General features: G+C 63.9%; 22 protein-coding genes. 11 read left to right on the top strand and 11 right to left on the bottom strand.

What is annotated here, in order from left to right; translation table 11 throughout:
* The first annotated feature begins 221 nt into the window (after positions 1 to 221).
* Together M3B90_RS04880 and msrA are read left to right on the top strand one after the other, a co-directional pair.
* The gene (locus M3B90_RS04880; protein ID WP_259888898.1) at positions 222 to 1847 is read left to right on the top strand and encodes an aspartate:alanine exchanger family transporter; all 1626 of its coding nucleotides are present in this window, start codon (positions 222 to 224) and stop codon (positions 1845 to 1847) included.
* Positions 1848 to 1903: 56 nt separating this feature from the next.
* Entirely contained in the window at positions 1904 to 2581 is a 678-nt protein-coding gene (gene msrA, locus M3B90_RS04875) for a peptide-methionine (S)-S-oxide reductase MsrA (protein ID WP_259888897.1), read from the top strand.
* Positions 2582 to 2671: 90 nt separating this feature from the next.
* Here msrA and larC read toward each other — a convergent pair whose 3' ends face one another.
* Positions 2672 to 3157, bottom strand: coding sequence for a nickel insertion protein (gene larC / locus M3B90_RS04870; protein WP_259888896.1), 486 nt, complete (start codon positions 3155 to 3157; stop codon positions 2672 to 2674).
* On the bottom strand, positions 3150 to 4091 hold the full coding sequence (locus tag M3B90_RS04865; RefSeq protein WP_259888895.1) for a LarC family nickel insertion protein: 942 nt from the start codon (positions 4089 to 4091) through the stop codon (positions 3150 to 3152). The genes larC and M3B90_RS04865 overlap by 8 nt, the downstream gene beginning before the upstream one ends.
* Before the next feature lie 26 nt (positions 4092 to 4117).
* On the opposite strand from M3B90_RS04865, the gene M3B90_RS04860 reads away from it, so the two are divergent.
* Genes M3B90_RS04860 through larB form a run of 3 tightly spaced genes read left to right on the top strand, consistent with a single transcriptional unit; the run spans position 4118 to position 7025 of the window.
* Positions 4118 to 5452 carry a lactate racemase domain-containing protein gene (locus M3B90_RS04860; protein WP_396122458.1) on the top strand — a complete coding sequence of 445 codons (1335 nt, stop codon included), beginning with the start codon at positions 4118 to 4120 and terminating at the stop codon, positions 5450 to 5452.
* 53 nt (positions 5453 to 5505) lie between these two features.
* Positions 5506 to 6309, top strand: a complete 804-nt coding sequence (gene larE / locus M3B90_RS04855) for an ATP-dependent sacrificial sulfur transferase LarE (protein ID WP_259888912.1) — start codon at positions 5506 to 5508, stop codon at positions 6307 to 6309.
* Positions 6306 to 7025 (top strand): nickel pincer cofactor biosynthesis protein LarB, encoded by a 720-nt coding sequence (gene larB / locus M3B90_RS04850; protein WP_259888893.1) that lies wholly within the window; start codon positions 6306 to 6308, stop codon positions 7023 to 7025. The genes larE and larB overlap by 4 nt, the downstream gene beginning before the upstream one ends.
* Before the next feature lie 13 nt (positions 7026 to 7038).
* Here larB and M3B90_RS04845 read toward each other — a convergent pair whose 3' ends face one another.
* The 4 genes from M3B90_RS04845 to M3B90_RS04830 are packed head-to-tail and all read right to left on the bottom strand — an operon-like array spanning position 7039 to position 12487.
* A complete protein-coding gene (locus M3B90_RS04845; RefSeq protein ID WP_259888892.1) occupies positions 7039 to 8340 on the bottom strand; it encodes a TRAP transporter large permease in 1302 nt (433 codons plus the stop codon).
* On the bottom strand, positions 8337 to 8909 hold the full coding sequence (locus M3B90_RS04840) for a TRAP transporter small permease (RefSeq protein WP_259888891.1): 573 nt from the start codon (positions 8907 to 8909) through the stop codon (positions 8337 to 8339). Before M3B90_RS04840 ends, M3B90_RS04845 begins: the two co-directional genes overlap by 4 nt.
* A gap of 5 nt (positions 8910 to 8914) precedes the next feature.
* Positions 8915 to 9940 (bottom strand): TRAP transporter substrate-binding protein, encoded by a 1026-nt coding sequence (locus tag M3B90_RS04835; RefSeq protein WP_052126804.1) that lies wholly within the window; start codon positions 9938 to 9940, stop codon positions 8915 to 8917.
* Between the two features lie 33 nt (positions 9941 to 9973).
* Positions 9974 to 12487 carry a TIM-barrel domain-containing protein gene (locus M3B90_RS04830; RefSeq protein ID WP_259888890.1) on the bottom strand — a complete coding sequence of 838 codons (2514 nt, stop codon included), beginning with the start codon at positions 12485 to 12487 and terminating at the stop codon, positions 9974 to 9976.
* A 152-nt stretch (positions 12488 to 12639) separates the two neighbouring features.
* Here M3B90_RS04830 and M3B90_RS04825 point away from each other — a divergent pair, with 152 nt between their 5' ends.
* The 3 genes from M3B90_RS04825 to M3B90_RS04815 are packed head-to-tail and all read left to right on the top strand — an operon-like array spanning position 12640 to position 16513.
* A complete protein-coding gene (locus tag M3B90_RS04825; protein WP_259888889.1) occupies positions 12640 to 13677 on the top strand; it encodes a LacI family DNA-binding transcriptional regulator in 1038 nt (345 codons plus the stop codon).
* 2 nt (positions 13678 to 13679) lie between these two features.
* Positions 13680 to 15116: a glucuronate isomerase gene (uxaC, locus tag M3B90_RS04820; RefSeq protein WP_259888911.1), complete on the top strand. Its 1437-nt coding sequence runs from the start codon at positions 13680 to 13682 to the stop codon at positions 15114 to 15116.
* Positions 15116 to 16513, top strand: coding sequence for a mannitol dehydrogenase family protein (locus M3B90_RS04815; RefSeq protein ID WP_259888888.1), 1398 nt, complete (start codon positions 15116 to 15118; stop codon positions 16511 to 16513). The genes uxaC and M3B90_RS04815 overlap by 1 nt, the downstream gene beginning before the upstream one ends.
* A gap of 13 nt (positions 16514 to 16526) precedes the next feature.
* Here M3B90_RS04815 and M3B90_RS04810 read toward each other — a convergent pair whose 3' ends face one another.
* From M3B90_RS04810 to M3B90_RS04795, 4 genes are all read right to left on the bottom strand, one after another.
* Positions 16527 to 17819: a class I SAM-dependent methyltransferase gene (locus M3B90_RS04810; RefSeq protein WP_259888887.1), complete on the bottom strand. Its 1293-nt coding sequence runs from the start codon at positions 17817 to 17819 to the stop codon at positions 16527 to 16529.
* A 22-nt stretch (positions 17820 to 17841) separates the two neighbouring features.
* A complete protein-coding gene (locus M3B90_RS04805; protein WP_259888886.1) occupies positions 17842 to 18759 on the bottom strand; it encodes a carbohydrate ABC transporter permease in 918 nt (305 codons plus the stop codon).
* Positions 18756 to 19742: a carbohydrate ABC transporter permease gene (locus M3B90_RS04800; RefSeq protein ID WP_259888885.1), complete on the bottom strand. Its 987-nt coding sequence runs from the start codon at positions 19740 to 19742 to the stop codon at positions 18756 to 18758. The genes M3B90_RS04805 and M3B90_RS04800 overlap by 4 nt, the downstream gene beginning before the upstream one ends.
* An 81-nt stretch (positions 19743 to 19823) precedes the next feature.
* Positions 19824 to 21128 (bottom strand): ABC transporter substrate-binding protein, encoded by a 1305-nt coding sequence (locus M3B90_RS04795; protein WP_259888884.1) that lies wholly within the window; start codon positions 21126 to 21128, stop codon positions 19824 to 19826.
* A gap of 167 nt (positions 21129 to 21295) precedes the next feature.
* Between M3B90_RS04795 and M3B90_RS04790 the strand changes: the two genes are divergently transcribed.
* From M3B90_RS04790 to M3B90_RS04780, 3 genes are read left to right on the top strand one after another with little or no spacing between them, the layout of a single operon-like run.
* A complete protein-coding gene (locus M3B90_RS04790; protein WP_259888883.1) occupies positions 21296 to 22594 on the top strand; it encodes a molybdopterin molybdotransferase MoeA in 1299 nt (432 codons plus the stop codon).
* Between the two features lie 38 nt (positions 22595 to 22632).
* Positions 22633 to 22926: a DUF6457 domain-containing protein gene (locus M3B90_RS04785; RefSeq protein ID WP_055089089.1), complete on the top strand. Its 294-nt coding sequence runs from the start codon at positions 22633 to 22635 to the stop codon at positions 22924 to 22926.
* The gene (locus M3B90_RS04780) at positions 22923 to 23570 is read left to right on the top strand and encodes a hypothetical protein (RefSeq protein ID WP_259888882.1); all 648 of its coding nucleotides are present in this window, start codon (positions 22923 to 22925) and stop codon (positions 23568 to 23570) included. Before M3B90_RS04785 ends, M3B90_RS04780 begins: the two co-directional genes overlap by 4 nt.
* 106 nt (positions 23571 to 23676) lie before the next feature.
* Here M3B90_RS04780 and M3B90_RS04775 read toward each other — a convergent pair whose 3' ends face one another.
* Complete coding sequence (locus M3B90_RS04775; protein WP_259888881.1) at positions 23677 to 25383, bottom strand: ABC transporter family substrate-binding protein; 1707 nt, start codon at positions 25381 to 25383, stop codon at positions 23677 to 23679.
* Positions 25384 to 25493: the final 110 nt, after the last annotated feature.

Here is a 25493-nt window from a genome sequence, read left to right as displayed (position 1 = left end):
GGTGTTCACAGTCGACTACGACTGCGAACACCACCCCCCATCTTTTTGCCCAGTGACTCGTACGCCCAGACCGCATACCTCACCTCATCGAAACTCGCGATGCACTGAAGGGGCCAGCGTGATCGCTATGAGTGGGGGCGAGGAAACACGCGTGGTATCAATGCACGCGTGTTTTCATTAGCAGGGAACAACGTGTTTGTCTCCACCTCGAGGCGGAACAAATGCATGTGGAGGCAGCGGTAGCGCCTATCCTGGGCATCATGGTTGACCTGCTCGTGAGCTCCCCGTTGCTGACTCTCGTCGTCACGATGGCGCTCGGCACTCTCGTTGGAGCAATTCCCTTTGGCCCCCTCCGTTTCGGGCCCGCGGGTGCGCTGTTTGTGGGGCTCGCGATCGGCGCGCTTGATCCGCGCCTCGGAAGCGGGCTCGACCTTATCGAGGCTCTCGGCCTTGCCCTGTTTGTGTACACGATAGGCATTGCCTCTGGGGCGTCATTTTTCAGACAACTTCGAGCACAGGGTTCACTACTTCTTGGCGGAGTTCTGCTCCTCGGGGTGCAGGCGGCGCTCTCGCTTCTCGCCGGGTACCTCTTTGGGTTTGGTAGCCCCATGGCCGCGGGAATGTTTGCCGGGTCAGGCGCGGCAACGCCGGCGCTCAGCAGCGCGAACGCGATCGTGCCAGGCGATACGAATCCTTCCGTGGGCTTCGCCCTTGCGTATCCGCTCGCCGTGGTCCTCGGCATGGTGCTCATTCCGCCGATCCTGCGGTCAAAGATGAGTGGGAAAAACGATCCCTCGTCAGTTTCGGCGACCGACCTTCTCGATATCACCGTCGACGTTGAGACATCGATGAAGATTAACAAAATCCCAGGGATTGCGTCCGTTCCGGGAAAGGCCGGTGGTGACCTCCGTATTTCCTACCTGCAACGAGGCGAAGAGGTCCGCGTCGCACATCCCTCCGAAACGCTTTACAAGGGAGACCGCGTTCTCATGGTGGGCGTCCCGGACGCCGTGCATGAAGCGGCAGCGCTTCTCGGGCGCGAAAGCGAGACACACCTCGCGAACGACCGCACCAAGGTCAACTTTCGACGCTTCGTCGTCTCAAACCCGCAGCTCGCCGGACGCACCGTCGCGGATCTCCACATTCCCACGCGTTTCGACTCGATTATCACTCGCGTGCGCCGCGGCGACACCGACATGCTCGCCCACGCCGAAATGACGCTGCAGTTGGGAGATCGCGTCCGCGTCGTCATGCCGCAAGACCGCCGCAAGGAGCTCGCGGAATTCTTCGGAGACTCCGAAATGCGCATTACCGAAGTGGATTTTCTGAGCCTGGGTCTTGGTGTTGCGCTCGGCATCATGGTGGGATTCGTGTCGCTTTCGGTTGGTGACGCGAGCCTCGCCCTCGGAAGTGCCGCGGGCCCGCTCGTCGTTGGGCTCATTCTTGGGTATATGGGTCGCACCGGGCCGATTGTGTGGACCCTCCCCACGAGTGCGAACCTCACCATTCGGCAATTTGGTCTTTTCTTGTTCCTGACAACCGTCGGACTCAAAAGCGGCCAAGCCTTCGCTGGTACTGCGTTCTCCGTGACCGGCCTCCTCGTGGGTGTCGCCACTCTTGTGACCCTTGGGGTTGCCTTGCTTGCGCTCTGGGGCGTCGGAGCCGCTCTCGGACTCAGCGCTGCGCGCACTGCGGGGGCTGTTGCGGGCTATGTGGGGCAACCGGTTCTTCTCAACCATGTGAAGTCCTTCGTTGATGACGAACGCACCGACCCTGGGTATTCGTCGATGTTTGCGGCGGGAATGATCGCCAAGATCCTTTTTGCGCAAGCGATCGTTCTGCTCTAAGGATCTTTTGCGTCCGCGCTCATGGGCTGCCCAGTCCCGGCGCGTAGTTTCGAGGTATGCTTCCGTTTCTCGAGATTATGAATGCGCATAAAAAGATCATGGTGAAGCCCGAGGATGCGCTTGCGGGCCGGGATGATTACCCCTACCCGCTCTCGCGCGACCATCTCGTGCTTGGCACCGACATGCTCGGCGAAGGCGCTCCCGAAGGCTCGGGCGAGATTATTGTGGCCGGAGGCTGCTTTTGGGGCATCGAGCGCATCATGTGGCAGATTCCCGGGGTGTGGACAACGGCAACCGTATACGCGGGAGGCTACACACCTCACCCCACGTACGAGGAGGTGTGCACGGCGAAAACGGGCCACGCCGAGGCCGTGAAGGTGATCTACGAGGATGAGGGTGCGCTTGTGCGCGTGCTCACCGAGTTTTGGCAGCAGCACGACCCCACGACTGAAAACCGCCAGGGCAACGACATCGGAACGCAGTATCGAAGCGCGATTTTCTGGACTGAACCGGCGCAAGAACCCCTCGTGCGCTCGTCACTCGAGGCGTATCAACAGGCGCTCTCGGCCGCAGATCGCGGCACGATTTCGACCGTGATTGCACCGCTAAGCGAAGCGGGCGCAGGCACCTACTACTATGCTGAGCCCGAGCACCAGCAATACCTTGCGAAGAACCCCGCGGGGTACTGCAATCACGGCTTCAACGGGGTCGCCTGCACCTCTTTCACGGTGTAGAAAAACGACGTAAGGCCCCGGTTTGGGGCATGCCGGGGCACTTTTCTCCACCCTCAGCCGTGGGGCCATGCCGTGGGGCAAGCCATGAGGTCAGGCCATGAGGTCAGGCCCATGTGACGACGCGGGGTAGGCCGCCCGGGCCCGGTTGAGCGCCTCGCGTTCCGTGATGCCGAGCGTGCGGGCGAGGGCCTGCACATCACGAAATTCAGGTCCGACGGTGGCCACGGAACCGTCGGACCGCACCGACACCTTGACGGCCACCTTCACGCCCTCAATCTCGACTTTCTCAAACCTGCGCGTAAGAATGCGCCGGTCGAGCGGGGCGTACCGCACGCCGAGTGAGCCGGTGAGGTCGAGGAGGAGGTCGGCGAGGCGAATCTCCTCGCCCTCGCGGGCGAGCGCGTGAACGGTTACGGCGGGGCGGCCGTGCTTCATGATGATGGGCGTGAGCCAGCAGTCGAGCGCGCCCGCCTCGAGCATCGCCTCGATGATCCCGGGCCAGAGGCGCGGGTCGGCGTCGTCAACGTTTGCCTCGAGCTGGATGACCTGATCGGGGGTGTCATGGGCATCATGCATGGGGGTAGCGCTCCCCGATGAACACGCGCACGACGTTGGGGCGTCCCGGCGTGTCTTTTGTGCCGGCGCCGATGCCGACGGCGCGCGTCACCATGCCCGGCATGGGGCCGTAGCCAGCCGCGAGGCCGCGCATGAGGGCAACGCCCGTGGGGGTTGCGAGTTCGCCGATGCCAGGGGCGACGCCCGACGGGGGCGCGGCCGCCGCGTGCGGGCCTCCCGCGACGTGCTCGGGCAGCGGGTGTTCGTGATCGTGCTGGTGACCGTGTACATGAGCGTGCGAGTGGGCATGGTCGTGGTCGTGAGCGTGGGAGTGCCCGTGCGGGCGGGGAGGCAAAAGGTCGCCGGCGACCGTCGGCCACCCCTCGGCGAGGTAGGCCGTTGCGGGAACCGGCACCGGAATATCACCGTGAGCGGCGCGGATGCGGCCCGAGCCGACGGCGATCGTGCTGCCCGTTGCCTCACCGATCCCGAGTTGGCGCCACGCCTCGCATGCGCCGATGACGTCGGCGATCGAATCGAGCGCGCCGACCTCGTGGAAGTGGACATCCTCGGGGTCGATGCCGTGCGCGCGGCCTTCCGCCTTGGCGAGCATGCCAAAGACGCGCAGACCGAGGTCGATCGTGCGTTCGGGGACTGCCCCTCGCGCACTCTCGAGCATGTCGCGGATCGAGGTCCACGTGCGGTGCGGCGGGTTTTCCACGAGCAGTTCGACGTCAACTTTGAGGCTTCGCTGCCCACAGCGGTCAACGGTGCGTTTCGTGAGCTTTACGGAGCCGGGGATGACGGTATCGAGCACGGATTGGACGCGCTCGAGGTCCGCTCCCGCATCGATTAGGGCTCCAAGCAGCATGTCGCCTGCGATCCCTGCGGTTGCGTCGATCCATGCGATCGAGCCGGAGGGGGAGTCAATGTGGAGGTCGTCGCTATGTCCCATGGCAACCGATTGTAATCCGCGCGATAATGGGCAATATGAGCGAACGAGTTGATCACGTGAAGCCCATTCCCGCATCTTTGGTGAGCGCCGCCGCTCGCATCGGCGGCCCCGACGAGACGCTCACCGATGAGCAGATTTCGAGATTTGTCGCCGAGCAACTCGCGACAGCCGATCTCGACGGCAAGCGCGTGTGCGTGATCATTCCCGACGGCACCCGCTCCGTGCCGCTTCCTCGCGTGATGCCCGCCGTTCACGACGCACTCAAGAACCGCGCTTCGCACATCACGGTGCTTATTGCGCTCGGCACGCACGCCGCGATGAGCGAAGAGAGCATCGAGCGGATGCTCGGCGCCGAGCCTGGAAAGCTTAAAGACGCGTACCCCGCGTTCGAGATCCGCAACCACGAATGGGACAACGACGAGGAGATCGCCGACCTCGGCGAGATCGGTGCCGACACGATTGCCGAGCTCACGGGCGGGTTGCTCACGGATGTTCCCATGCGTGTGAACATCAATCGCCACGTCGTCGAAGCGGACGTCAACCTTATCGTCGGCCCCGTGTTCCCCCATGAGGTCGTGGGCTTCTCTGGCGGCAATAAATACTTCTTCCCCGGCTGCTCCGTGCACGACGTCATCGACATCTCGCACTGGGTGGGGGCGCTCATCACGGCGAGCCGCATCATCGGTGCGCTTGGCATCACGCCCGTGCGAGAGCTCATCGACGCGGCGAGTGCACGCATCGAGACGACCAAATACTGCCTCGCGATGGTCGTGCGTTCGGCGAGCAGCGACCTCCACGCGATGAGCTTCGGCAGCCCCGAGAGCGCCTGGGCCGCGTGCGCGCAGATTTCGGCTCACACGCACATCCGCTACGTTGAGGCGCCGTACAAGCGGATCGTCGCGATCATGCCGGAGATGTACGAGGACATCTGGACGGGAGCAAAGGGCTTTTACAAGCTCGAGCCCGTGTGTGCCGACGGTGGCCAGGTGATCATCTACGCCCCGCACATCACCGAGGTTGCCGCCATGCATCCGGGCCTTCGCGACATCGGCTATCACAACATCGAGTACTTCACGAAGCAGTGGGATCGGTTCAAAGACCACCCGTGGGGCGAGCTTGCCCACTCGACGCACGTCACGGGCCTTGGCACGTACGACCCCGAGACCGGCGAAGAACACAACCGCGTGCGCCGCGCGTTTGCGACGCAGATCCCGCCCGAAGTATGCGAAGAGTACAACGTCGAGTACGTCGATCCAGCGTCACTCGATCTCGAGGAGCTTCGCCGCGACCCCGACACCCTCGTCGTCGATCACGCTGGTGAGGTGCTCCATCGCCTCGCGAGTGAGCGGCAGGCCCTGTGAGCGTGCACGAAAGCCCGCTCCCCACCCACCTCGCCTCGCGCGCCGACGTCGCCATGGGCGAGCTCGCCCAGCATGAGCGCGTCGGCATCGCCTATTCCGGAGGAGTCGACTCCGCGACCCTCGCCGCGCTCGCACTGCGCGCCCTCGGACCCGATCGAGTCGTGGCACTCCTCGGCGTCTCGCCCTCGCTTGCGCGGCGAGAGCGCCGGATCGCGCACGAGGTCGCAGACGACATCGGGGTGCAGGTTCACGAGATAGAGACGCACGAGGGAGAGCGCCCCGAGTACGTGGCGAACGGCGTAGACCGATGCTTCTTCTGCAAGGACGAACTGTTCACGCGGATCGATAGCGAGCTCCTTGATGAGCTTCGCCTCGACGCCGTGGCCTACGGCGAAAACGCCGACGATGCGAAGCGGCCCGACCGTCCAGGCGCCAGCGCCGCAACGAATCACGCGGTGCTCAGGCCCCTCGCGAGCGCCGGCCTCACCAAAAGCGATGTGCGCGAACTCGCCCGTGCCCTCAGCGTCCCCGTCGCCAACAAACCCGCAGCGCCGTGCCTCGCTTCGCGCATTCCCCACGGCGAGGAGGTCACGCCCGCGAAACTCCGCCAGGTCGAGGACCTCGAGGATGCCGTTTTTGACCTCGGCTTCAGCGATTGCCGCGCGCGCCACCACGACCGCGTCGCCCGCCTCGAATTGCCGCGAAACGAGCTCGCCCGCGCCGTGGAACCGGAGGTGCGTGCCGCCCTGGTCGCCGCCGGTAAAGCAGCAGGATTCGCCTACGTGAGTCTCGACCTCGACGGTCTCCAGTCGGGCGCGTTCACCCTCAGCATCATGAACGCGAAGGGAACGCTATGAGCGCGCACAAGGGGGCCGACGCCTCCCTCGCCAGCATCGCTAACCTCGATTTTGACCGCGCTAGTCGGCGCGGCGCACCCGAGGCGATTCTGTGCGACGCGAAAAGCACCGATCAGCTCGTGCGCATTGCCCACGCGATCCGGGAGCGTTCACGCGACACGGGTTCGGCGCCCGCGCTTGCCACCCTGTTTACCCGCCTCGACACCGATAAAGCCGCTGCACTCGGCGAAGAACTGCCGGGCTTCTTCTTTGACGAAGAAGCGTCGTTAGGGGCGTGGCCGGCGTCGGAACCGACGCCCACCGGCGGGCTCGTGACTATCGCATGTGCCGGCACGAGTGACCTTCCCGTCGCGCGCGAGGCGGAGTTGACCGCGCGCTACCTGGGCCGGCCCACGCGGCTCATTCCCGATATTGGGATCGCGGGACTACACCGGCTTCTTGAACGCTTGCCTGAGCTGCGTGAATCGGCGTGCATCATCGCCGTTGCGGGCATGGATGGGGCACTTCCCACCGTGATCGCCGGCCAGGTCGCGTGCCCCGTCGTCGCGCTGCCCACGTCCGTGGGCTACGGCGTTGCCGCCGGAGGAATCAGCGCAGCCCTCACGATGCTCTCGGCGTGTGCGCCCGGCATCGGGGTCGTCAACATCGACAACGGATACGGCGCGGGGCACCTCGCCGCGCAAATTGCACGGTGGGCGCCCCGCGATACCGAGTAGCGTTAGCTAACGGCTATAGAAGCCCCATCGCGCCCGGCAGCCACAGGGATAGCGTGGGCACGAACGTGACGACGAGCAGCATGAGGAATAGCGCCGCGAGGTACGGCAGGAGCCTCGGGATGACCTTCTCGATCGTCGTGCCCGCGAGGCTCGTGCCGATGAAGAGCACCGAGCCGACAGGCGGGGTCATCGTGCCGATGCACATGTTGAACACGAGCACCACGCCGAAGTGGACCGGGTCCATGCCGATGCCCTCTGCGATAGGCAGGAAGATCGGCGTGAAGATCAAGATCGCGGGCGTGATGTCCATGAAGGTGCCAACGACGATGAGGACGATGTTGATCAGCAGGAAGATCACGATCGGGTTGTCGGAAACGCCGAGCAGAAGCTCGCTAATCGCTTGCGGCATGCCTGTGTAAGCCATGACCCAACTCATCGCCGAGCTCGCGGCGATCAGTAGGAGGATCACGCCGGTCGTGCCGATCGTGCGGGCCATGATCGCCTTGATGTCGCTCCACGTGAGGCTGCGGTACAGGAGCGAGAGGATGAGGCAGTACGCGACGGCGATGCCCGCACCTTCTGTTGCGGTGAAGATGCCCGCGACGATGCCACCGACGACGATGACGATGAGCAGAAGCGCCGGGATCGCCTCGAGAATGGTTTTACCGGCCTGCGCGGCGCTCACGTGTCCCGAGGTCGGGTACTTCTTGCGGATCGCATACACGAGCGCAACCGCGATCACGGTCAGGCCCATGAGGATGCCCGGCACCGCACCGGCCATGAACAGCGCCGCGATGGACGTGCCGCCCGCGATCATCGAGTACACGATGAAGGCCGTGGTCGGAGGAATGAGCAGGCCCGAGGGGGCCGACGCGATATTCGCTGCTGCGGTGAACGCGGGGTCGTAGCCGCGCTCGCGCTGCTGCTTGCTCATGGTGCCGCCGATTGCGGCTGCCGCGGCGACCGCCGAACCGGAAAGGGCGCCGAACAGCATGTTGCCCACGATGTTCGTGTGCACGAGCGAGCCGGGAACACGGCCCGTGACGAGTTCTGCGAGCGCGATGAGGCGCTTGGCGATACCGCCGTTGTTCATGATGTTGCCCGCAAGAATGAACAGCGGGATTGCGAGCAGCGTGAACGACTCGAGGCCCGTGTTCATCTTCTGCATGACGACGAAGATGGCCTGGTCGGGCGGCAGAATCATGAGGATGCTCGCGAACGCGGCAACGGAAATGCCAATGGCGATGGGCACGCCAACCGCGAGCAGGAGGAAGAAGGTGCCAAACAGGAGCAGGGTGACCGTCATGGTGCTCATGCGCGGGCCTCCTTAGTCTCGGTGGGGATATCTGCGGCGGCTTCGGCCACGAGCGTCTCGTCGTCGGCGCCAAGGTCGGTGTCGGGCAGGGTTTCGCCCGTGAAGTCCTCCCAAAGGTTGATGATCTGAGCGAGCACCATGAAGACGCCGCCGACGGGGGCCGCGCCATAGGAGAGGCCACGGGGGATCTGGAGGATCGCGGATGGCGCATCGAGGGAGATGAGCGTGAGCTGCGTGCCACCCCACACGATCACGATCGCCGCAAAGGCAAGCGCGAGTGCGTCGACGAGGATCAGGACGATGCGCTTTCCGGCCTCGGGGAGGCGGTCGCGGAAGAACACGAGAGCCATGTGCTTGCGGTTGACGAACGCGTATGCGCCGCACAGGAAGCAGGCCCACATGAGCGAAACGGTGACGAGTTCCTCGGTCCAATCGGCAGGATCCGAAAGAACGTAGCGCGTGAACACCTGAATGATCACGAGGAGCGCCATGGCGGCGAGTAGAACGCCGGCGATCACGAACAGGGCGAGAGTAATGCCTTTCTTGAGCTTGAGCATGGTGTCGTACATGGCCTTTACGCCCCCTTGCGTGCGTGCTCAATGGCGTCGAGCACGGTGCTCACGCCGTCGTACTTGTCAACAAACTCGGGCACGATGCCCGAGGTAAGCTCGCGGAACGGCTCGCGGTCCACGTCCTTCACGAATGTGACTCCCATGGCCTCAGCATCCGTGATGGCCGTGGTGATCGCCTCACTCCAAATGGTCTTGTGCTGCTCGGTGGAGGCAACCGCGGCTTCGCTGAGGACCTTTTGGTGGTCCGCATCGAGGAGCTTCCACGTTGCCTCACTGAACGAGAGGACGTCGGGAATCATGGTGTGCTCGGTGTAGGTAAAGACCTTCGCGACCTCGCCGTGCGCGGAGTCGGTAAGGGCGGTCTCATTCGATTCGGCGCCGTCCACGAGGCCCGTTTGGAGGCCCGTGTAGATTTCGCCGAACGGGAGGATGAGCGGTGTGCCACCGAGCTTGCTGATGAGTTCGGTTTGGGAACGGAAGTTCTGCACGCGGATCTTGAAGCCGCGCAGGTCGTCTGGCGTTTCGATCGCCTTGTCGACCGTGTAGAAGGACCGCGCACCCGAGGTGTAGTACGTGAGCGTGCGAAAGCCGTCCTCCGTGCTCGAATCGAAGAAGGTGCGCATATCGCCCGAGTCCATCGCGCGGTAGTAGTGCTCTTCGTCATCGAAGAGGAACGGCAAGCCAAAGGCGTTGTATCCGGAGGAGTACGGGGCGATCGAGGGCGCCGCACAGCGCACAATGTCGACGACACCGCGGCTGAGCTGCTCGATCATTTCGGTCTCGCTTCCGAGTACGCCGTTGCCGAACACCTCGATGCCGATGTCTCCGTTCGAGCGTTTATTGACCTCGTCGACGAAAATTTCGAGGGCCTTCGAGGTGGGGTGTTTGTCGCCCAGCGTGTGGGCCAAGCGCAGTTTGACCTTGCCGTCCTTCGTGAACTTTCCGGATGAGCATCCGGCGAGCGCAGCGGCGGACAGCGCGGCGGCCCCGAGGCCGAGCGCCGATCGTCGTGTCATGCGACGAGTCATGTTGCCTCCTTGCAACGGTCGAGGGGAGGGGATTTACATGCCGATCATGTCGAATTGTTCGAACGAGACCACGATCGTGTGTTCGCTCGAATCCCATGGGGTTTTAATGCGGACGGTGGACGTTTCGAGATCGTAGAGCCACACAGTGGCCTGCGAGTCGAAGTCGCTCGGGTGCAGGGCGTGCGGGATCTGCTCGCCGTCGATGCTCACCCAGAAGGGTGCCTGGCCATGGGAGATGGCCTGGAGTTCGAGCGTCGTGATGCGGGTGTCGAGGTCTCCTTCGTGGGTGAAGGTATAGACGGTTCGGTCACCGGCGGTCATGGTCACTGTTGTCGAAGAATAACGTCCGCGCGTGTAATCCATGCTCACGCCGTCGTCTTCGTAGAGCGTGAACTGGCCGTCGCGTCCCGGCGCGGTGACGAGTGTGAGGGCGTCGACCGTTTCGGTCGACACGCTCATGTGATCCTCGCTTGCGAGCGGGACGATGCCGCCTTCGCGCACGAACGTGGGGATCGAGGCGAGCGTGACGGGGATGTCGTAGCTGCGCCCACCTTCGTAGCGTTCACGGGTGGCAAGGTCGTAGAACGTTTCGTTCGCGGGGAACGCTACGGTTTTCGTGTCGGCGCCCTTGTCGACGACGTTCGCGATGAACAGCGAATCGCCGAGCATGTAGTTCACGCTCTCGTCCCACACCGCGGGATCGTGCTGGAAGGCGCTCACGAGCGGTTCCGCGATTGGAAGTCCCGTGCGGTGCGCGCGCTCCATGAGCGAGTACAGGTACGGGAACAGGCGGTAGCGCAGTTGGATCGCCTCTCGCACGAGAGGCGTGAGGCTCGGGTACATCCACGGCTCGGTCACCGTGTTGTCGCTGTTGACGGAGTGGATCGAGAAGCGTGGCTGGAAGATGCCGTTTTGAACCCACCGCACGAACAGTTCTCCCTCGGGCGCGGGGCCGTGGAAGCCACCGATGTCGCCGCCCTGGTTAGCAACGCCCGACAGGCTCATGCCGAGCATTGTCGCGATGTTGCCCTTGAGAGTTTCCCAGCACGTGTGGTTATCGCCCGACCACGTTTGCGCGAATCGCTGGATTCCCGCGTAGCCGGCGCGGCACACGATGAAGGGGCGCGCGTTCGGGTGGGCTTTTCCGATCGCGTCGGCGGTCAGCGAGCACATGATGTTTGCCATGATCGAGCGTGCCTCGGCGAGGGGAGCGCCGTAGCCGTCAAAATCGCAGCGGGCATCCTCGTCAACGATCGAGTCATACTCGCAGTTATCGTTCCAAATTGACGCCGTGCCGAAGTCGAGCATGTTCTCGGTGAGATCTTTTTCCCAGCGCTCGCGGGCCTTGGGGTTCGTGAAGTCAACGAGGTGGCCGGGGCCGCCCCACCAGCGCGCGGGTGCCGGCTCATTCGACTCGGAGGCGCGCACGAACACGCCGTCCTCGATCAGCTCGGGGATGCGCGGGTGGACGTTCAGTACGCCTGGCTTGACGTTCGGGGAGACGACGATGCCGCGCCGCTTTGACTCGGCGAAAAACGCGGCCGGGTCTTTGAAGCGTTCCGTGTTCCACGTGAGTACGCAGCGCTTGAGGCCCTCGTCGGTTTCCTGCTGGCAAAAGCCCGAGGAGAGCTGAAAGCCGTCCATCGGGATGTTTTCACGCCGCGCGTGATCGTAGAAGTTGAGGATCGCGTCGTCTGCATCCTTGGGCAGCTCGGGGTAGTACATCGAGCTGCCGAGGTAGCCGAGGGCGGCGGCGGGAAGCATCGCCGAGGTTCCCGTCAAAAGCGTGTAGCGAGTCACGACCTCGCGGACGCTCGGGCCGGCAATGAGGAAAAGATCAATATCTCCGCCGTCGGTCCGGTAGGTCGAATGGGCGGGCCAGTAGTTGGAGTGGGAGCGGCCCATGTCAAAATCGCACGCGAACGTGTTGTGGTAAAAGTATCCGACGGCTGCCCCGCTCACCTCGTTCGCCTTGATGTAGAACGGGATGTGCTTATAGAGGGAATCGGCCCTCTCAGCGTCGTAGCCGAGGCAGTCCTGGGCGCGCATCGTCATGAACGATTTCGCCTTGTTGAACTCGCCGGTTTTTTCGCCGAATCCGTAGAAGTGGTCGCCCGCGGCAATTTCGCTCGTGTGGATGCGCCGCTGATTGCGATCGAGCCGGTACCCGCGATCGATGAGATCGGCGTGGAGGAGGGAACCGTCGGAATCGTAAACCCGGAGGCGGAAGGGCTCCCGGTCTATCTCGATCCTCAAGCGCTCCCCTCGCACGGTCACGGTGGGGGAGTCGGGGTCGTTCTCGAGGGTGAGGGGGGAGGGTTCGAGTCGGGTGCGTTTGGCGCCCATGTAGTCGTCGAGTTCATCGCGCCAGGCCGTGGTGACGAGGCTGTAGGACGCCTCGCGGAATGCGCCGTCATCGGTAAAGCCCGCGCGGATGCGAAGAATCTCGGGTGTGACGGCAAGCAGACGGATGGGGGCGGCATCCGTATGGAGGGTGACGGTGGCTCCTTCCTGTGTACTGGAAAGGAGCGTGGTGGCGTATCGCATCTTCGGGATCCCTGGTCGCGGCGGCATCGTTGATTCCTGACTCGATCAGGTTTGCACATATCGCAGCGTTATGCAACCGGTTGCCGTCGCGCTGGCCTCGGGGGTAGTCTCGACGTGACTGCACAGGACAACGACGTCGCCGAGAGCTCAAAATGCCGAACGAACACCCCGCACCACCGCCCCGCGCACTCGCGCGTCGCGTCACGATCTACGACATCGCGAAGCACGTGGGAGTGAGCGCCTCTACCGCTTCGCGTGCCCTTCACAAACCCGGCCGCGTCAGCAAAGCCACCGAAGAGCGCGTCAAGGAGGCAGCGGCAACGCTCGGCTACCGCGCAAACCCGGCTGCTCGTGCCCTTCCCACGGGCCGCACCGGAACCATCGCACTGCTCGTTGCCGACATCACGAACCCCGTGTCGTTCGAGATGGTTCGCGGCGCCGAACGCGAGGCAGAAAAGCACGGCTACGTACTCGTCACGTCCGAGTTCCGCGAGGACCACGTGAAGGAAGCCTCCCGGGCCCGCTCCCTCGCGCCTTCTGTTGACGGTTTCGTTCTCGCCAGCTCCCGTTTGGACGACGACGCGATTGCGACAATCGCGGCTCTCAACCCCGTGGTCACGATCAATCGCGAGTCACCGTCGGCCTTTTCGGTCCTTGCGGATCACGAGCCGGCCCTGCGAGAACTCGTGCGAATCCTCGCTGCAGAGGGGCACGACCGCCTTTGCTACCTCGGGGGCCCCGAGAGCTCGTGGACGAATGCGAAGCGCCGGGCGGTCATCGAAGCCGCTGCCCGCGACGAGCAGATCGAGGCCCTCACGATCGGCCCGAACCGCCCCACCCGCGAAGCGGGGCAGCGTGCTCTCGACGTGGTGCGGGATACCGGCGCGAGCGCCGTGATCGCCTACAACGACATCATGGCGATTGGCCTCCTCACCGCCGCACGAGACGCTGATCTTCGCATCCCCGAGGACCTCTCGATCGCCGGCATCGACGACATTTTCGGCTCCGACTTCACTTGCCCACCGCTCACCACAATCGCCGCGCCGCTCGACGACATGGGCGCCGCGGCTATCCGCCACGTGCACGCCGCGCTCAGCGGCGAGCGCGATCGTGGAACCGAAAGGTACCCCACGCAGCTACTCATGCGAGGCTCCGTCGGCCCCGCACCCCAACCGAAAGGGAGAAAGTGACAGTGACGCTCGACCTCAACCCCGACCGACTCTTTCCCGCCGACCCCGAAACGCGCGCCCTCGCACGCGAAATCTATGCCGAGGTGAAGGACCTTCCAATCCTCTCCCCGCACGGACACGTGGACCCGCGCCTGCTTCTCGACAACGAGCCGTTCGCGGACCCCACGACCCTGTTCCTCACCTTCGACCACTACGTATTCCGCATGCTCCACGCGAACGGCGTCAACCTCCGCGATGTGGGCGTGGGCACCGCCGATCCTGTCGATCCGCGCGAGGCCTGGCGGATTCTCTGCGCCAACTGGCACGTCCTCGAGGGAACCGCGAGCGGATACTGGCTCACGGATGAATTCGTGTCGCTCTTCGGCATCGACGAGGAACCTAGCGCGCAAAGCGCCGATCGGCTCTACGACCAAATCTCCGAGAAACTGGCGACCGAAGAGTTCCGCCCGCGTGCCCTTTTCGCGCGCTTCAAGATCGCCTTCCTCGCGACGACCGACGACCCGCTCGACGACCTCGAGGCCCACGCAGAACTCGCGCGCCTTCACGAAGCGGGCGAGCTTTACGGGCGAGTGGTCCCGACCTGGCGCCCCGACCGCTTCCTCGACCCGAACAAGCCGGGCTTTACCGAGGCCGCAACGGCGCTCGTGGACAGCGTGGGCGGCGACCCCCGCTCGCTCGCGGACTACCTGCGCGCCCTCAAGGCCTCGCGCGAACGCTTCATCAAGGCCGGTGCGATCTCGGCCGACCACGGAGTGTCGACCCCGTACACGATCGACCTCGACGACGACGCGCTGGAAGCGCTCCTCGTGAAAGCGGTCGATGGGACGGCGAGCGAGGCCGAGAAGCGCGACTTTACGGGCGCGATGCTCGTGCGCTGCGCCCAGATGAGTGTCGAGGACGGCCTCGTCATGACGCTGCACCCAAGCGTATTCCGCAACCATTCGACGGCGACGTTCGAGCGGTTCGGCCCCGACACGGGCCACGACATTCCCGAGCAGGTCGAATACACGCGCAACATTCGCCCGCTTCTCGAAAAGGTGGGGCTTGAGGAGGGCTTCCATCTCGTGCTCTTCGGCATCGATGAAACGATGTATTCGCGCGAGGTTGCCCCGCTCGCAGGCTTTTATCCGAGCGTGTTCATCGGTGCCCCCTGGTGGTTCATCGATGCGCCCGACGCGATCATTCGCTTCCGCTCCGCGATCACCGAAACCGCGGGATTCACGCGGGGTTCCGGTTTCATCGACGATACGCGCGCATTCCTCTCCATTCCTACGCGCCACGACATGGCGCGCCGCTGCGACGCGGCGTTCCTCGCGCGCTACGTGATGGAGGGGCGCCTTCCGAAGTCAAGCGCGCTGCGGATCATCCGCGAACTCACGATCGATCAGCCCACGCGAGTGTTCAAGCTCGAGGGCACGCTTCAGAAGGGAGCGAAGTGATGACAGAGCTCAAGCGCAATGCCGATATTTCCGCAAAGGGAGGCCTTGAGCGCCGCCCCGTGCGGAGCGTTCACCTCGGCCTCGGCGCGTTCTTTCGCGCTCACCAGGCGTGGTACACGAGCGAGGTCGACACGAACGGCGAATGGGGCATCTCCGCGTACACGGGCCGCAGCCCCCGCGCCGCGGAGCAGCTGAAATCTCAGGACTGCCTCTACACGCTCGTCGTGCGCGGTGCCGAGGGCGACGACGCGCAGGTCATCTCGGTTATTTCCGAAGCGCACGCGGCCGGCGATCTCGAGGCGTTGTGCGAGGATCTCCGTTCCCCCGGCGTTTCGCTCGTGACGCTCACCGTGACCGAGGCTGGATACGGCACGGATGCAAAGGGGAAGCTCGATCGTTCGAATAGCGCGGTGAAGGCAGATCTGGAAGCGCTTGCGCAGTACGGTGCGAGTGCGGGGGAGGGGGAGTCCGACGCTTCCCTGCCCACGCTCGAGACCGCACTTGCGCGCCTCGTACTCGGCCTCGATGCACGCCGCCGCGCGGGTGGCGGCACAATCGCCGTTGTGCCGTGCGACAACCTTCCCGGCAACGGCCCTCTCACGCGCGGCGTGATCGACGAGTACGCGGCGTTGCTGGGGGAGGAGAGCGCCGCGTGGATCAAGGACAACGTTTCAGTAGCCTCGACATCGATCGATCGCATCACTCCGAAGGCGACAGAGGACGACCTGGAAGCGGCCCAGGAGCTCACGGGCTTTGAGGATGCTTCACCCGTTGTGACCGAGCCATTCGCCTCATGGATTATCGAAGGCGAGTTCCCTGCGGGGCGCCCCGAGTGGGAGAAAGCCGGCGCGATCTTCACCGATGACCTCGAGCCCTACGAAAACCGCAAGCTTTGGCTCCTCAACGGCGCGCACACACTGCTCGCGAATGCTGCGGTGAACCGCGGTTACGAAACCGTCGCCGACGCGATCGGGGATGCCGAGGTGCGGGCCGAAGTTGAGGCGCTCTGGGATGAAGCATCGCGCTATCTCCCCGACGAAGTCGACGCGCCCGCCTATCGCGAAGCCCTCCTCGAGCGTTTCGAAAATCCTCACATCAAGCACTTGCTCGCGCAGATTGGCAACGATTCGCTCGCGAAGCTCCGCATTCGTATCGTGCCGATCGCGCTCAAGGAGCTTGCCGCTGGCCGCGAGGCGCGCGGCGCTGTTCCCGCGATTGCCGGATGGATTCGCCGACAGCGTGACGGTATCGCGGCGCCCGATGCGCAGCAGGGCGTGATTGACGAAGCGATTGCGAATGCGAGCGACGGGGGCGTGGAGCGGGCTCTCCTCGAGCTCCTCGAGCCGGAGCTCATGAACTACCCCGAGTTTGTTGAGCGCGTGCTCGAATCGGCTTAACGGCCGCTTTGGTTTAGCAGGGCTCGGCGATGATGGCCACTCTGCCGCCTCCGGCTCGCGTCGCGATGAGCGTCGCCGCATTGGGGGCGCGGCGCTCGAGCTTGAGGTCGCTTCGAAGGCGCGCGGGATCGATATCCATGCCGCGCTTTTTCACCTCGAGCGTGCCCACCTTGAGATCGCGCAGCCTCGTCGCGATTTTCTTGACCGTGAACGGCATGACCTCCCGCACCCGGAACGCGCGCGCGAGGGGCGAGGCGAGAGCCGCGTCGGAAGCCACATCGCTGCTGAGGTAGGCAATCGACTCCTCGATCGTGTGCGCGCCGAGCTTCCTCGCGAGCGTCCCGAGTAGACCCGCGCGGATCACGGCGCCGTCGGGCTCCCACAGATACGTTCCAATATCGCCGACTGGCGGATTGCGCAGCTCAGCCTCGTCGAGCGAATCGGGAACGAGTTGGGCGGGGCGACCGTCGGAAGTGAGAACGAGGGCAGAGCGAGCGATCACTGCGCCCTCGGGGAGGGCGCCCGAAGGTCCGACGGTGGCCTCGCTCGGCACCGTGAGCTTGCCTTGACCGACGCGCCTCGCAAGCGAGCCGAAGTACATGCATGCTTCAAGGACTTGTCCGTGCCAGCTCACCCACTGCGTCTCGGTGCCCTCCACGAGATGCTCGTGGTCGATCGCGGGGGCGAGTTTTGCGCCGACAGCTCCGACCTTCTCGGCGGTCGCGCGCACGAAGGAGAGCGAGGGCATTGCCTCCTCGGGATCGTGCACGCGGGCCGTGCGGCCACGGCGGCTCTCGCGGCGCGCCGGATCGAACCACGCGGCATCCACGCGCGAAAAGTCAAACTCCTCAGCGCGGCCGAGTTCGATGCGCGCATTCGGGAAGGGCTGCACGTTCACCGTCGCGAGTGCCGCCGTTTCCTCATCGCACTCCACTCCAACAACATCGAGGCCGAGCCCCGCCTTCGCGATCGTGTCCCCGCCGAGGCCGCAACCGAGATCTGCCACGCGCTCAGTGCCCGCGTCGCGAAAACGGGCCGCGTGATGCGCGGCAACCTCGAGGCGTGTGGCCTGCTCGAGGCCGTGCGAAGTGAAGAGCATGCCTCCCGCGAAGTCCCCGAATTTTTCGCGCGCCTTCGCGCGTAGCCGCGACTGCGTGAGGGCTGCAGCGATGAGCTCAGGGGAGTGGCCCTCGCCTCGCAGATGCTGTGAGAGCGCAAGAGAGCCCTCCTCGGTGTACTCGGGAAGAGAATCGAGGAGGACCATGCCCTCGGGCGTGAGCAGTTGCGAAAGACCGGAAGAACTCATGCCCTCAAGGCTACGCGACCATCTACTTGAGCGAGCCCGCGCTCAGACCGCCAACGATGCGGCGCTGGAACACGAGCACCATGATGATGAGCGGAACCGTGACGATCACGCCCGCCGCCATCTTCGTGCCGTACGGGGTATCGAACTGCGAGATACCCGTGAACTTCGAGATCGCAACGTTCGCCGTCTGCATCGACGGGTCGTTCACCATCGTGAGGGCGATGAGGAACTCGTTCCACGCGGCGATGAACGTGATGATCGCGGTCGTGAAGATGCCGGGCGTCGCGAGCGGGAGGATGATGCGCGTGAACGCCCCGAGGCGGGTTGTGCCATCGACCATCGCGGCTTGCTCGAGCTCGACGGGGAGCTGGCGGAAAAACGCGTTGAGGTTCCACACGGCGAGCGGGAGCGCGAAGCTGATCGTCGGGAGGATCATCGCCTGGTACGTGTTGATCCAGTTGATCGGCGCCCAATCGTAGCCGCCGCTGAACAGCTTGAGGAGCGGAACGATGAGCGTGATCACGGGAAACATCGAGGTCGAGACGATCGCAAACATCACGAGGACCTTGCCCCAGAAGTTGAGGCGCGCGAGGGCGTAGGCACCCGCGGTCCCGAGAACGAGCACGAGAAGGGTCGTGCCACCCGCGACGATGAGCGAATTGAGAAGCGCTCGACCGAAGTTGTTCGCCGGGTCGAACACGGCCGCGAAGTTCTCGAACGAAATCGGGTTCGGGATCAGGTCGGTCGAGCGGCCCATGCTTGGAAGGCGCAGCGAGCTCACGAGCATCCAATAGAACGGCGCGAGGCAGTAGATGAGGATGAACGCGACGCCGAGGCCAACGACAACCTTCGCCCACAGATTGCCCTTTTTCTTTTTGGGCGTGATGGGCGTGCGCGGCTGATCGGTTTCGGTTGCGGTGTGGGTGGCGGCGGTACTCACGGCATGCTCCCCTCGGTCACGGTGGCGTTTTTATTCGCGAGCAGGCTCGGTCGCTTCTTTTTCTTCTTGGGTTTCTTTTGTGCGCTATCGCCGAGTACATCCGCGCCAAGCAGCTTGATGAACACGAAGGCCACGAGGCAGATGTAGCAGAACAGCACGATCGAATACGACGACGCCATGCCGTAGTTGGTCTTCGTTGCGGCATCCTGAGCGAGCATCGAGAGGGTTTGCCCGGATTCGAGCCTGCCAAGAAGCACGTACGGGAGATCGAACATGCGCATCGCATCGAGCATGCGGAACAGCACGGCGACCACGAGCACGGGGCGGATCATGGGAAGCGTGATGCGCCAGAACATCTGCCAGCGGTTCGCGCCATCCACCTTCGCGGCCTCGTAAACCTGCTCGTCGATCGTCTGAAGGCCCGCGAGGGTCAAGAGACCGATGTACGGGGCCGTCTTCCAAATATCAGCGATGAGAACAGCGGCCTTTGCCTGCCAGCCCTCGGTCGTCCACAGCACCTGATGCTGGATGAGCTTGTTCGCGATGCCGTTCGCATCGAAAATGAGCTGCCACATGAGGGCCGAAACGACAGTGGGGATCGCCCACGGCACGAGGATCGACGCGCGAATGAGGCCCGTGGCCCGCATAGCGCGCGCCATGATGAGCGCCATCGCCACTCCGAGCACGGTCTCGATGCTCACGCCGATGATCGTAAAGAGTGTTGTGTTCCAAAACGCGTTCCAGAAGCCCGCGCCCGCGCCAACTGAGGTGAAGGCGTCGAGGTAGTTCTGGAGCCCCACGAACGTGTCGCCCTGCTTGATGAAGCCGGTCTCGGGGTCGATCCCGCCGCCCGCGACGAAGAACGATTGCCACACGGACAGCACGAGCGGGAATCCCACGACGATGGCGAGAAGGAGCAAGGTCGGGAGGAGGAGCAAGTACGCGAGGCGCCCCTCGCTCCTCGGTGCTGATGGTTTGGGCATGTAGTTTCCCATCCTGGTTCGAGCAAAAACACTGGGCCCGCAGCGGTTTGACCTCCGCGGGCCCAGCCGGTGAATGAAGCGTTACGCCTGAAGTTCCTCGAGGGTCTTCTGGAGGGCGTCGAGCGATTCGTCGACCTCCTTCGAGCCGGAGAGCACGTTGTACGCCGCCTCCTGGATCGCCTGCGTCACGTCGCCGTATTTGACGACCTGCGGGCGGGAGGTGCCGGCATCGACGGCAGCCTTAAGAGTCTTGTAGTACGGGTACATCTCGAGCACCTCGGGGTCGTCGTAGACGGCGGAGTGCGCGGGCGCTTCGCCGGTCGCGAGAGCCTGGGCCTTCTGCTGTTCCTCGCTCGCGAGGAAGGCGATGAAGTCGATCGCCGTACCCTTGTTCTTTGCGAACGCTGAGATGCCGTAGTTAAGGCCGCCGAGCGCGGTTGCGCCCTCGCTGTTGCCCACGCCCGGGACCGGGCACACGTCGAACTTGCCGTTGACCTTCGACGAGCCGTCCTCAGCATTCGCCATATTCCACACGTACGGCCAGTTCTGGAGGAACGCGAGGCGACCATCCTGGAAGGCCTGGCGGCTTTCTTCTTCCTTATAAGTGAGGGCTTCCTCGGGGATGTACTTGTTGTCGAAACCATCCTTGGCGGCCTTGAGGCCTGCCTTCGCCTCGCTGGAATTTGCCTGCGGCTTTCCTTCCTTATCGAAGAGGTCCTTGCCCGCGGACTTTGCGAGACCAGTGAGCTGCACAGTGAGGCCCTCATACTTCGAGTACTGCGAGCCGAAGCCGAGAGTATCCTTGCCCTCCTCGGTTCCGCGGATCGCCTCGATCAACTGGTACATCTCCTCGAAACTCTTCGGGGGCTCGTTCGAGCCTGCAGCCTCGATGAGGTCTTTACGGTAGTAGAGGAGCTCGGCGTTGGTCGTGTAGGGCACGGCGTAGAGCTTGTCGAAGTACTTGCCGGTCTCGACGGTCGAGGGGAGGAGCTTATCGAGCTCGAACCTATCCTCGGGAAGCTCGACGACCCACTGCTGGGCCGCGAACTCGGCGGTCCACACGACATCGAGACCGAGCACCGTGTAGGCATCGGACTTTGCCTGGGCGTTGTTGATGAGCTGCGAGCGCTGTTCATCAGCCGACTCGGGAAGTTCGATGAGCGTGACCTTTTCGTCGGGGTGCTCATCGTTCCACTGCTTGATGAATTCCTGGAACTTGCCGGTGTTGTCCTTGCCGCGCACGACGCTAATAGGACCGCGCTCCTCGAAATCAGCCTTCGCCGCGCCGGAACCACCGGAAGAGCCATCGGAGCACGCAGCGAGGCCCGCGGCGGCGGCGCCAGCTGCGGAGGCGGCAAGAACTGAACGACGGGTGGGTTTAAACATGAGGGGATCCTTCCACTGCGTTCCGAACGCATCGGTGCATTCGGGCCCGGGCAACGTTACTCCGGGTTCTTCCTTATTGTAGGTCACACCCGGCCTACCTCACACATTGGGCGGTAAGCGCGAGACGTGTCGCGGGCGTGTACGTTGGTGAAGCACGACCCCCTGTCATGAAAGATCCCAAAATGCACGTGAGCCTCGACGAATGGCGCGCGACGGTTCTCGGCCTCGCCGCTCTTGCCCCCGACCGCATCGAAGATGCCCCTCTCCAGGGCGCACTTGGCCGGAGGCTCGCCGAGCCCCTCACCTCAAGGATCCCCGCGCCGGAATTTCGCATGAGCGCGATGGATGGTTTCGCGGTGAGCGCGCGTGAGCTTGGGCTAGGGGAGGGGTCCGACGCCTTTCCCGCCCATCTCGAGGTCACGTATGACATCTCTGCGGGCCGACCAGCCGTTGGAAACCGCCGCCCGGGAACAGCCGCGCGCATCATGACGGGCGGGCTCCTGCCCGATGACCTCGACACGGTGATTCCGGTCGAACTCACTGACGCTGACCCAACCGCGGCCGAGACTCCCGCGCGCATCACACTCTTGATTCCCGAGGCTGGACGCGCGAAAGCCCTCGCTCCTGGCCGCCACGTGCGGCAAGTCGGGGAGGAGATCCCCGCTGGTGATCTCCTCGCGCGCAGGGGCGATTTCGTGACGCCCGAGCTCATCGGTATTGCGCTTTCGGTGGGCGTGACGCACGCGCGGCTCACGAGGCCGCGCAGGGTCGCGATCATCATGACGGGCGATGAACTCGTGACGGACCTTCGCGGCGATGCCGGTGTGCGCCGCGGCGCCGTGCTTGAGTCGAACGGGCCGATGCTTCAAGCGGCGTGCGCAAGGCTCGGCGCTGAGGCGAGCATCCACCACGTTGGGGATGATCCCGCGGAACTGATCGGGCTTGCGCGCTCGATCGCGCCGCGCCACGACCTCATCGTCACAACCGGTGGCGTGGGCTCAGGCGCGCGTGACGTTGTCAAGGCAGCATTCGGAGAGGGCTTTGGCGAGGCGCGGGGCCTCGGCTGTTCGAGGTTCGAGCATCTCGCGATGCGCCCAGGCGGGCCTCAAGGAGTGGGGCGCCTCAGCATTGAGGTCGACGAAGGTGGCGCCGCGATCCCCATGGTGCATCTCCCAGGGACGCCCGTTGGCGCTTTCACCGCATTCCACCTGTTCGTCGCACCGCTTCTCGGCTCGCCTTCGCGCCCCATCAACCTCCCGCAGGAGAACGTGCGCCGCGAAGAAAAGCCCCTCAAGGACGGCGCGACCGTGAAGCCCGCCCACCTCACAATCGAGCACGGGCGCCTTATCGCGACCGAATGCGAGGGCAGGCGTTTGCGGCCGTTTGCCGAAGCCAACGCCCTCGTCATCCTCGAAAGAGACCGCGCGCGCGTCCTCTCGCTCGGCGGGAGCCTTCGTGCACGATAAGGAATAATGGGCGAAAGCCCACGCAAAGGAGAGTTAGCATGAGCCCCAAGGCCGATGACCCGAAGATGATCGAAGCGCTCCAGCGCTTCATCGACGCCTCCGCGAACGACGCGGGCTTCGAGCCGCCCTTTACCGAGGCCGACCGCGATCTCATTCTCTCCCTCACGGGTGTCGCCGCCCACACCGTCGTGCGCCCCGCGGGCCCCTTCGCGTCGATGGTTGTCGGCTACCTCGTGGGCTCCGGTAAGGCCGAAAGCTGGGCCGACGCCCACGACCAGGTCAAGCGCTTCGTGCGTGCCTACATCGGCGACCCCGTCGAAGGCGACAAGTGACCCTCGGATTCGACACGGCGGGTGAAAAACCGCTCGCGCTGCGCCCTTCAAGTGCGCTGTGGATCCCCGCGATCACGTGGGCCATCATCGCGTTTCTCCTCGGGGATGCGATCCTCAAGAACCGATGGGACACCGTGCTCCAATTCGGCCCGTGGCTCGGACTCGCCGCCTCCCTCGTGTGGCTCATCCTCTTCTCACCCGCGACGTTCGTCTATCCGGGCGGTGTGGTCGTGCGCAACGTCCTGCACGAGTACAGCGCTCCCTATTCCGCGATCGAACACATCGGCCTCGGCGCCATGGTGTCAATCCGCGCGCGCACCGAAAGCGGTACTACGCGCACCGTCACCGCATGGAACGCTCCCGGCATCGGCCGCGACAAGCCCGCCGACGCCCACGTGCGCATCTCGGGCCGCGACCGCTATGCCGAGCGCGGGCACGTTGGCCCCGCCGAACGCCTTCGAAACGACCAAGAACGCTCCCCGTCGCGTGTACTCGTGCACGCGTGGGAAGCGTGGCAGGTCAAGCATGCCAAGGATTCCGACGCCCGCTCGGAGACCGCGGTTCTTCAGTCCAAACTGAGGATCATCCCCCTCGCGATCCCGGCTGCGTTCCTCATTCTCGGGGTGCTCACGGCAGCCCTCTAGCGTCGGACCCTCCCAACCCTGCACATACGAAACGAGCCGGACCCCGCCCCTCGCCCCGGAAACTCGGGGGAGAGCGGAACCCGGCCCGCACAAGCCGAAAAGGCGATCAGGCCTTCTTGCCCACTGCCGTCCAGTCAGTCGTCTCAAACTGCGCAGCGCCAACGTTCACAAAGCCCTCTGTGAGACCGATGATCGTGGGCGACGCGTAGAACGGAAGAACCGTGTACGCCTTCGCCTGGGCGTTCGAGAACTCGTTCGCGAGTTCCGTGCGCTTCTTCGGGTCAAGCTCGGTCTGGATCTTCTTGTTGAGCTCGTCGACCTCCTCGGGGGCGAACCCTGTGAAGTTCTGCCCCGAATCCTTCAGGTATACGTTCGGGCTTGACTGCTCAGCAAAGAGCGTGCCACGCCAACCGAACGACACCGCAGCGAATCGACCCGGAATCACGTAGTCATCGAAGTACTTATCGCTCGGAACTGTCTTCAGATCCACCTTGAAGCCCACCGCGTTGAGGTTCGTCATGATCTGACGAGCTCGATCCTCACTCGACTTCGTCTCTGCCGGGATGATGATCGAGAATGCGAGGGGCTTGCCGTCTTTCTCGTACACATCACCGTTCTTCTTGTAGCCGGCCTCCTCGAGGAGCTTCTGCGAAGCCTCGGGATCGAACTTAAGATCCGCGTATGAATCCTCGTAGCCCTCCTGCCCCGGCATGTAGATGAAGTTATTCACGAGAATCACGGGCGACTCAAGCGGCTCCATGACCGCGCGGGCCACAGCGTTGCGATCGATGCCGCGGAAGATCGCCTCGCGCACCTTTGCATCACCAAGCGCGCCCTCGGCGCCGCCCACGTTAAGCGTGAGGTGCGCCCACGAAAGTCCGTTCGACTTTTGGATCACGGCATTCTTGCGACCCTTTGCCTGGCCATAGGTATCACCATCGGCAATCTCGATGTAGTCGAGCTCACCGTTCACGAACGCCTGCGCCATGTTCTGCTGGGTCGTCACCTTGAACACAATCGTCTCGAGCTTCGGTGCACGGCCCCACCACTTCTCGTTGCGCTTCACGGTAATGACACCGCCTGTGGCATCGATGTTGTCGATCTTGAACGGGCCGCGGGTGAGGGTCGGCTCGGTCGTTTGACCGTTGAACGCTTCGGGGGTCTCCGAAATCGCCTTCGGAAGGTTCGGGTAGAGGTACACATTCCAGAACGGGAACGTCTCCGCGTATTCGATCTCCGCCTCAAAGTCGCTGATCTTGCGGATCTCCTTGATCGAGCTCCAGCCGTTCGTCGAAGCCGTCTGGAATGCCTCGTTCTCGCCGTTTTGGGCTTTATGCTGAGCGATGAGGTCGTCAACTGTGACGGGCGTGCCATCGCTCCACACGGCCTTCTCGTTGTACTTTACCGTGACGATCTGCGGATCCTCACTCGTGAGCTCCGCCGACGTGAGGTAATCGGGGTCGAGTTCAACGTCGCCGTTTTCCGACGCCTTGAGCGGAGTCTCGGGGCACACGGTCTCCATGATCGCGGAGAGAGAAACCTCGTTGCCATCGATGTGCTTCTGGTTCCAGTTCGCGGGGACCTGGGAGATCGATACCGTAAACGTGCCGCCATCGGGGACCTGGTCGTAATCGACGCGCTCCCAGGCGGTCGAGGGGAGCTTCATCTGCTCCTCGACGGCTTTTTCGTTTGCAGCGCTTGCCTGCTTCGCACGCTCCTCGGCGCTCTGCTGCGAGCACGCGGTGAGTGCTGCTGCGGCGCCAGTCAGGGCAGTGCCCTGAAGGAAGAGACGGCGGGTGCTTGTGAAAGCCATGATGGCCTTTCTCGAGAATGGTCAGGGGACTCTTCTGATCGTATCGCCCACGCCACAGGATGCTCGACAAAAGTCCTGTTGAGAGCCTTCGCTGTGGGCCAATGAACATT

Origin of the sequence: Dermabacter sp. p3-SID358 (assembly GCF_025147465.1) — a bacterium.
Taxonomy (GTDB): Bacteria; Actinomycetota; Actinomycetes; order Actinomycetales; family Dermabacteraceae; genus Dermabacter.
Note: the sequence above shows the minus strand (reverse complement) of the source record. Positions and strands in the feature narration are given on the sequence as shown.